We start from the raw sequence: 8791 nt of genomic DNA on the forward strand, positions 1-8791 counted from the left end.
GCATGGTTCTTTGCAGGGCTTATTTATTTGAATTGCAAGCCTGAATCGCAGGTATTATGGCTGTTGGCTTTGTTATTCGGTTACTGGGCGCTTATGATGTGGGTGCCGGTGCCCGGTTATGGCGCCGGTGTGCTTACTATGGATGGATCCCTGGAATCTTATATTGACAGGCTGCTGTTGCCAGGCAGGCTGCATGACGGTGTGCATGACCCCGAGGGCATCCTGTCTACCATACCTGCAATTGGTACTGCTTTGCTGGGCGTATTTACAGGCAGTTTTTTACAGCAGCAGAGCGGGAAATTCAATATGCATAAAAAAGCCCTTGTTATGTTTGGCGCAGGAGTGGTGCTGGTTTTAACAGGCTTACTATGGGACCGGTACTTTCCCATCAATAAAAGATTGTGGACAAGCTCTTTTGTATTGTATGTGGGCGGATGGAGCCTCCTGTTATTGTCTGTTTTCTATTTTGTGATCGATGTAATGGGATTTAAAAAATGGGCTTTCCCGTTTATTCTTATCGGCGTTAACTCTATTGTTATTTACATGGCATCGGAAGGCATGATTGATTTTGCCCATACCGCCGGTTATCTTTTTGGTGGGCTGATCCAGTATGCGCCCATGATATGGCAGCCTGTTTTTTCCGCTTTATCGGTTACCTTATTACAACTTGCATTGTTATATTTCTTATACAGGCAAAAATTGTTTTTGAAAATATAAGGATATTGATCTAATCTATCCCGCAATCAGCCTGGCAGGCTGCCAGGGCCTCTTTTGCTATTTGCTTCCTGCCCCAGTTGTGTAAATGTTTAATGAACGGGATCAGTTCCAGGCCGGTTTCGCTTAACGAATATTCCACTTTGGGCGGCACTTCATGATACATTTTCCGGATGATCAATTTATCGTCCTCCAGCTCCCTTAAAGTCTGGGTAAGCATCTTGGTTGTAATATCAGGCAATGTTCTGCTTAGCTCACCGTAGCGCAGCACCGTTTTCATATTCAGGTACCACAGGATCCGCGCTTTGTATTTTCCGCCAATGCGTTTAAAGGCATAATCAACGGCACACAATTGTGCAGGCTCGGAGGAATTTGACTTATTTTTCATTTTATTTCCTGTCTAACTAATTGTTTATCAACAATACATACTTTTTAGTATATAAGATACAAAAAAGTACATACTTGCCAAAGGTACAAAATTGAGCTAGTCTTGCATTCAATTAAAACAATTAACAATGGACTTGAAATTAAAGGATAAGGTAGCGGTGGTTACCGGTGCATCAAAAGGGATCGGTGCGGGGATTGCAAAAGCATTTGCAGCTGCAGGAGCAAAAGTAGTTGTCAATTACGCATCCAGTAAAGAAGGTGCTGATAAAGTTGTAGAGGAGATCACAAAAAATGGCGGTGTTGCTATTGCTGTTCGTGGTGATGTTACAAAATCAGCAGAGGTGAAAAAACTTTTTGAAGAAACAGGGAACACTTTTGGCCGGCTGGATATTTTGGTCAACAATGCCGGTGTTTTCAAATTTGAGCCGGTAGAGGCAGTTACAGAGGAAAGCTTCCATACACAATATAACACGCATGTGCTGGGCAACTTATTATCTACCCAAAATGCGGTTGAAATGTTCGGTAATGATGGTGGAAGCATTATCAATATCAGTTCTACGGTAAGCCAGAATCCCATTCCCGGTCTTGTTGTATACTGTGCAGCCAAAGCAGCCGTTGACAATATGACGAAGCTGTTGGCAAAAGAGCTGGGAGGAAGAAAAATACGGATCAATACTATTGCGCCAGGTGTTACAGAAACGGAAGGAACGCATAGCGCCGGAATAATTGGCGGCGACCTGGAGAAACAAATGGTTGCCAGTACGCCATTGGGCCGTACAGGTCAGCCGGAAGATATTGCAAAAGTGGCTGTTTTTCTTGCTTCTGATGATGCGGGATGGGTAACCGGTGAGCGGATCACCGTTGCCGGCGGTCTGTTATAGGATGCCAGCGTAATGCCGTTGAATTATTTATTATAGCCCCGTAAGGGGCTTTCCTGGCTGACAGGCAATCCGGTATTGCTTTGGGCGCTGTCTAAAGGAAATTATCCTTATATTAGTACAGCAATTAACCGTCATGAAAAAAGTAGCCCTGTCCCTTTTAGCGCTGTTTACAGCCACTTTGTCCCTTTCAGCACAAGACTCTGCGAGCCGTATACAAACCACGCACATCGCAAATATCCTGGACAATTACAGGAGCCTCAATAATTATTTTACGGCCACCAGCTTCCGGCCCGTAGGCAGTACGGTTGGCAGCCCTTATCTGTACGACGATTGGGGCCGCCTGTGGATAGACTCCATGGAAAACAAACCCGTGAAACACTCCATGGTTTATGACGCGAATGTGGACCTGCAAAAAAACGCCCTCATCATCCGCGCCGCTTCCGAGGGGAAGGCATATACCCCCGAGAGCCGCTATATACAAGCATTTCACCTGGTTAAAAATGAGGTGGCAACACATTTTGTGAATGTAGATATAGACGGCCGTTTACAATTTATGCAGCAGCTTGCAGCAGGTAAATATTCATTAGTGAAAGCCGTAAAAGTTAAATTTGAACGCGCCAATTTTGTAGATAAGGGCGTAACGCAAATGGGACATAACTACGACGAATATAAAAGAGATTATACCTACTTCCTCCTGAAAGATGGGATGCCCGTTAAAGTAAGCCTAAAAAGAAAAAGCTTCTTATCAGCCATAGAAAAGGATGCCGCTGCTTCAGCCGCCGCAAAAACATTCCTCGACAGCAATGATGCCTCTTTCGATGAGCAAACAGCTGCCGGCCTTGTAAACGCCATTAATCAGACCGGAAAATAAAATTTCTGTATTTTTCAGCAATGAATACAGGCCGGGTAAGCTTACTTGCCAAATACCGCCTTGAAAAAGGAATGACCCAGGAACAGCTGTCAGCAGCTTCCGGGGTAACCACCCGTACCATCCAGCGCATTGAAAACGGCGCTGTAACACCCCGGGGGCAAACATTAAAGCTGCTTGCCGGGGCGTTGGAAACAACCACAGGCAGCCTGACCTTGCAGGATGAGCCGCTTACACCCGCTGCCGCGCAGCCCTCAAAAGATGTAACCCGGCTGCTGCCGTTATATCACATCATGCCCTTTGCCGGTATTATTTTTCCGTTTACAAATATTATTCTCCCGTTTGTGCTGTGGGTGATGAAGAAGGATGAACATCCCTTTTATAATATACAGGGCCGCCAGGTCATTAATTTTCAGCTAACGCTTACAATTTTTATTGCTCTAAGCATCTTTATTATGGTGCTTTATTTCCCGGTAGGCTTCCCGATGATGATAGCCGGCTATGTGACCTGGGGCATTTTTTGCCTGTTGAACACCATAAAGGCTGTTAAAAAAAAGCAGGTCCATTACCCCTTATCCATTCCCTTTCTAAAGCTCAGCTGATCAATTTTTGATCAGTGCCCTGGTTTACTGCAGGTTATATATAAATGTCGTGTAAATGACGGGTTACTGTCGTTGTGCGGACCGGCTTTCATCCACATCTTTGCTGAACAAAACTAAATAAATGAAAGTCCGGGAAACACAAATCACAGATCATTGCAGACACCTGGTAATGATCCTTTTACTTAGCCTGTCACTTAGCGCAGGTTGGGCCCAGTCTTCTGCCGGGGGCAGGATCAGGCGGATCGATGGCAGCACAATTGAGGCCGCGCAGCTGGATCAGCAGGTGCAGAAAATGATGGAAGCAGCAAAGGTAACAGGATTGTGTATTACCGTGTTCAATAATAATCAACCCGTATTTGCAAAAACCTATGGTTATGCCGTGGCAGCTACCCGGCAGCCTATGACGCCCGCTACGGCCTTATACGGGCTGTCGCTCAGCAAGGCGGTTTTTGCGTACCTGGTCATGCAGCTGGTGGACGAGAAAAAGATCGCGTTGGATAAACCGTTGGTGGACTATTTGCCCCGGCCGCTGTTGAGCTATACTTTCCCCGGTAAGCTTACATCTTACAAAGACCTGGAAGGCGACGAGCGGTATAAAAAGATCACCGCCCGCATGTGCCTTGATCATACCACCGGCTTTCCGAATTTCCGCTGGTTTGAGCCGGATAAAAAATTGCGGATCAAGTTTGAGCCGGGCAGCCGTGTAAGCTATTCCGGGGAAGGACTGTACCTGCTGCAGGTGGTTATCCAGGAAATTACCGGGAAAAGCCTGGAGGCGCTGGCGAGGCAGTATGTTTTTGAACCTTGCGGAATGAGCAGTTCCAGCTACGTGTACCAGCCTGCCTATGAAAAAGGATACGCAGTGGGCCATGATACCCGGAACGACAGCACCTTCTTTCCCCGGCGTACAGTTGCCAATGCGGCCGGCACGCTCACTACCACCATGGATGATTTCAACCGCTTCTATACCATGTTGATCAATGGTAAGCGCTTATCAAAGAACGCCTTCCGTGAAATGACCCATACCCAGATACGTATCCGGTCGATCAAGCAATTCGGGCCCCTTTCCTGGAAAGATTCTACCTTAAATGATAATATTCAGCTTGGGTATGGCCTGGGATACGTAGTGCTGCAGTCGCCCTATGGCCGGGCCTATTTCAAGGAAGGGCACGATGAAGGCTGGGGGCATTATGCTATTGCCTATCCTGATAAGAGGATAGCTGTTGTAATACTTACCAATTCAGACAATGGTGAAAGCATTTTCAAAGACCTGCTCAGCGAGTCCATTGGCGATGTGTACACACCCTGGTACTGGGAAGATTATATCCCCTGGCGCCAGCGGTAAACCCGTTAAAAGCCCCTGGGGAACAGCAGTTTTGTCGCCGGGACACTTAATTTCTGCGCGTTTGCAGTTTTGCATAAATTAGGTATTTTTACTTCTATGCGCGACGATATCCCCGAATTGCAAAGCAGAATATACCGCGGTGATACACAAGCATTTAAAGAATTATACGATTGCTGCTGCGCTCCACTGCTGCAGCTGGCCCTGGCCATCGTTCATAACAGGGAAATGGCGGAAGAAATAGTAGCCGACGTGTTCATTGCCGTATGGAGAAAAAAGAAAGACCTCCATCAGGTAAGCAACCTGAAATGGTACCTCTATGCCGCCACCCGTAATATTGCGCTTAACTACCTCCGTAAATACGCCCATAAAAAAACGCTGCATCTCGATGAAGCCTATTCGCTGGAATATGAGATAAACCCCGAAGCGCAGCTTATCAGCAATGAAATGGTGCGCCATATTAATATGGCCATCAGTGAGCTGCCCCCGCAGTGCCGCCTGATCTTTAAACTGGTGAAGGAAGATGGGCTCAAATACCGGGAGGTAGCCGTTCTGCTGAATGTTTCCATAAAAACCGTTGAAAACCAGGTAGGCATCGCCCTGAAAAAGCTTACCAGGATGAAAGCATTCCTGATCACACCACTGCCCGGCGGTCAGTGACCCTCCCTTAAAAAAAATTCCTGCCCCTTTGGGGGTATTATCTCCTGCGTGTTGTCTTTTACCCCGGAGCGCGCACTTATTCAACCATTTTCAACAAGATTATGAGCAACGATCGTATATGGATATTACTCGGAAAACAGCTCAGCGGCGATATTTCACCCGCCGAGCTGTCAGAGCTGGAAGCATTGCTGAAAGATGATCCGGAGGCAGCTGCTTCCCGCGACCTTGCCGCCGGCATCTGGCAAACGCCCATACAGGAGGTAAGCGACGCTCATGATAGTAAAGAACGCATCTGGGATGCGGTGAGCCCGCAGCTCGAACCACGCCGCCACCGCACTATTATACGCAGGCTGGTGGCAGCAGCAGCTGCGGCAGCTGTATTAGGGGTAATATGGACGGGATGGAAATTTACACGTCCGGCTGCACCCGGACTGCAGCAGCTCAGCTCTGCTCCGGGTGGAAAATCCAGGGTAGTGCTTCCCGACGGATCCGTAGTATTGCTCAATCGCAATACGCAGCTACATTATGAAAAGAACGGCTTTGGTAAACAGCACCGCGAAATTACGCTCAGCGGTGAAGCCTTTTTTGATATCGCAAAAAGTGAGGGTGTTCCTTTTATTATCCATGCAGGGAAAGTGAACATCCGTGTGCTGGGCACTGCTTTTAACGTGAAAGCCTATACGGGCGACAGCGCCGTGTTCACTACACTGGTCCGCGGAAAAATAGCCGTATCGTTCCGGGAAAAAACCGTGGTGCTGCAGCCCGATGAAAAATTAACAGTGCCGCTCACCCGCCCGGTGGCCGTTTTTCAGCAAAAGCACCTGGAAAAGGATAGTAGTGGCCAGCTCCCTGAAATATCCTGGCTGAATAATAAGCTGGTATTTGACAATAACACCTTTGGCGAGCTGGCAGCAAAAATGAACCAGTGGTACGGCGTTACTTTTCACTTTGAATCTGACAGCCTGAAGCAGCTGCGGTTTTCCGGCATCATTGATACCGAATCAGTTGATGAGGCGCTGAACATGCTGCAGCTGGCACGTCCCTTTAATTTCCAGGTCAACGGGAAAGAGGTACGCATCCGTAACTGATATTGCATTATTCATTATTCATCTTCAAAAATAAATACTATGACCTAGAAGCATTACACATCCACTCACTTTACTTTTTTCACCCTCTTACATTCCATGTTATGAAATTAACGTTCCTATGGGTTTTGCTGCTCACCGGCATCATGCCCGCATACGCTACCTCTGCCACCCAGGAAAAGATCAGTATCTCCCTGGATAAGGTCAGCATTAAAACAGTGCTGAAAGCCATTCAGCAAAAAAGCCGCTACCGGCTTATCTACAACGACGACATTCTGCCGGAAAAACCACCGGTGTCTATCCACGCAGAAAATGCCACGGTTGAACAGCTGCTTACCCAAACCTTTACCGGCACCACACTCCGTTACACTGTAATGAATGACAATGCTATTGTGATCGGATCCGGCAATGTAAGCGCCGCCAGAATAAGCGGTACCGTAAAAAACGAACATGGCGATCCGCTCATTGGCGTATCCGTAAAAGTAAAAGGTACCAATGTTGGTACTATGACCAATGAGAATGGCCATTTTGAGCTGCAGGCTGCTACCGGCGTTACACTGGTATTCAGCTATGTGGGCTACGAACAAACCGAAATCGTAAGCACCGCAGATCCGGTTAACATTATCCTGAAAGAAAGCGCCAGCGGCCTGAATGAAGTAGTGGTGGTGGGTTACGGCACGCAGAAGAAAACCTCTTCTACCGCGTCGGTAGCCGCCGTGCAGGGAAAGGAGCTGGCAAAATCGCCGGTAACCAACATCTCCAATTCACTGGCAGGTAATGTTTCCGGCATCAGCATGCGCCCTAATGGCGGCCAGCCGGGCAGGGATAATCCCGATATACACATCAGGGGTATTGCCACCACCGGCAACAACTCACCGCTGATAGTAGTGGATGGGATCATCCGTAATAACATCAACGAAATTTCGCCCGCCTCCATTGCATCTGTTACGGTGTTGAAAGATGCCGCCGCAGTAGCACCTTATGGATTAGGGGGCGCCAATGGTGTTATCCTCATCACGACCAAACGCGGCAGCTCAGGAATGCCAACGTTGGCATTGAATGCGTATTACGGCTTTCAAACGCCTACCTATTATCCTAAGATGCTGAACGCGCAGGATTATATGCGCCTGCGTAATGAAGCCTACATGAATGAAAATCCCGGTGGTACACAACAGCCTTTCAGCGATGATCTCATTAACACGTATGCAGATCTGAACGCGAAGGATCCCGATAAATACCCCATCAGCAATACCAAAGACCTGGTACGCATGCACGCGCCCATTCAAAACTACAATATGCAGCTAAGCGGCGGCACCAAAGTAGTGCGGTATTATGCCGGTCTTGGTTTCCTTAAGCAGGATGGTATGTTTGACCCGATCAATTACAAACGTTATGATTATAACGTAAACATGGAAATAAGCGCCACGCCTACCACCACGGTATCGCTGTCGCTCATCGGCGCCATTGAGAACACCAACAGCGTAGATGCCGCCACCACGCCGGGCCAGCTGTTCCGCAGCGCGTACAAGCTGATACCCATTACCAACCTTTATTATAGTAATGGCCTCTGGGGCGAGTTTGCAGGCAACTCGCCGGTAGGGATCCTGAAAGCAGGCTATTCCCACCGCAATGCCACATCCCTGCTTAGCACCCTTGCCGTGGAGCAACAGCTGCCTTTCATTAAAGGGCTTAGCATAAAAGGAACCTTCAGCTATGACCCTAATGAATTTACCGTTAAAGGATGGCATACGCCGTTTTACTTTTATTCACAGAATACATCAACCAACCCTTACAGCTATACGAAACAGATCTCCACTTCGGAAGGAAGCGCTGCTCCATACACCTGGCTGAACCAGGAGTATTCAAAGAACCAGTACTTTACCTACCAGGGATTCCTCAACTATCATAACACTTTTGGTAAACATGATTTCACCGGACTGCTGGTAGCGGAAGCCCGTAAGAATGACTCTACCGGCTTCTCTGCCCGGCGCAATAATTTTGCGGTAAACATCGACGAGCTGGGTATGGGCAGCTCCAACAAGAATGATTTTGACAACAATGGCTCCACCATTACCGGCAGCCAGCTGGGGTTTGTATACCGCGTAGGCTATATCTACGATCATAAATATCTTTTTGAAGCAGCCGGCCGGTATGATGGCCACTACTACTTTGCTCCCGGCAAACGCTGGGGTTATTTCCCGGCCTTCTCCGCAGGATGGGTGATATCAGAAGAGAATTTTATAGCAGATCAT

General features: G+C 47.8%; 9 protein-coding genes. 8 read left to right on the forward strand and 1 reads right to left on the reverse strand.

Annotated features, from left to right (window positions below):
- Nucleotides 1-717, forward strand: a 717-nt coding sequence (locus VIM87_RS25870) for an acyltransferase family protein (protein ID WP_414649669.1), incomplete at its 5' end; no start/stop codon positions are given.
- A 10-nt stretch (nucleotides 718-727) separates the two neighbouring features.
- On the opposite strand, the gene VIM87_RS25875 is transcribed toward VIM87_RS25870, so the two are convergent.
- The gene (locus VIM87_RS25875) at nucleotides 728-1102 is read right to left on the reverse strand and encodes a helix-turn-helix domain-containing protein (RefSeq protein WP_331999790.1); all 375 of its coding nucleotides are present in this window, start codon (nucleotides 1100-1102) and stop codon (nucleotides 728-730) included.
- Between the two features lie 127 nt (nucleotides 1103-1229).
- On the opposite strand from VIM87_RS25875, the gene VIM87_RS25880 reads away from it, so the two are divergent.
- The 7 genes from VIM87_RS25880 to VIM87_RS25910 form a co-directional block, all read left to right on the forward strand.
- Nucleotides 1230-1982 (forward strand): glucose 1-dehydrogenase, encoded by a 753-nt coding sequence (locus tag VIM87_RS25880; protein ID WP_331999791.1) that lies wholly within the window; start codon nucleotides 1230-1232, stop codon nucleotides 1980-1982.
- A 133-nt stretch (nucleotides 1983-2115) separates the two neighbouring features.
- On the forward strand, nucleotides 2116-2853 hold the full coding sequence (locus tag VIM87_RS25885) for a hypothetical protein (protein WP_331999792.1): 738 nt from the start codon (nucleotides 2116-2118) through the stop codon (nucleotides 2851-2853).
- A 20-nt stretch (nucleotides 2854-2873) separates the two neighbouring features.
- Nucleotides 2874-3452 carry a helix-turn-helix domain-containing protein gene (locus tag VIM87_RS25890; protein ID WP_331999793.1) on the forward strand — a complete coding sequence of 193 codons (579 nt, stop codon included), beginning with the start codon at nucleotides 2874-2876 and terminating at the stop codon, nucleotides 3450-3452.
- A 121-nt stretch (nucleotides 3453-3573) separates the two neighbouring features.
- Entirely contained in the window at nucleotides 3574-4797 is a 1224-nt protein-coding gene (locus tag VIM87_RS25895; RefSeq protein ID WP_331999794.1) for a serine hydrolase domain-containing protein, read from the forward strand.
- 96 nt (nucleotides 4798-4893) lie between these two features.
- Nucleotides 4894-5454 carry an RNA polymerase sigma-70 factor gene (locus tag VIM87_RS25900; protein ID WP_331999795.1) on the forward strand — a complete coding sequence of 187 codons (561 nt, stop codon included), beginning with the start codon at nucleotides 4894-4896 and terminating at the stop codon, nucleotides 5452-5454.
- Between the two features lie 101 nt (nucleotides 5455-5555).
- Complete coding sequence (locus tag VIM87_RS25905; RefSeq protein WP_331999796.1) at nucleotides 5556-6542, forward strand: FecR family protein; 987 nt, start codon at nucleotides 5556-5558, stop codon at nucleotides 6540-6542.
- Between the two features lie 101 nt (nucleotides 6543-6643).
- Nucleotides 6644-8791, forward strand: a 2148-nt coding sequence (locus VIM87_RS25910) for a SusC/RagA family TonB-linked outer membrane protein (protein WP_331999797.1), incomplete at its 3' end; no start/stop codon positions are given.

Source organism: Chitinophaga sp., from assembly GCF_036569125.1.
GTDB lineage: Bacteria > Bacteroidota > Bacteroidia > Chitinophagales > Chitinophagaceae > Chitinophaga.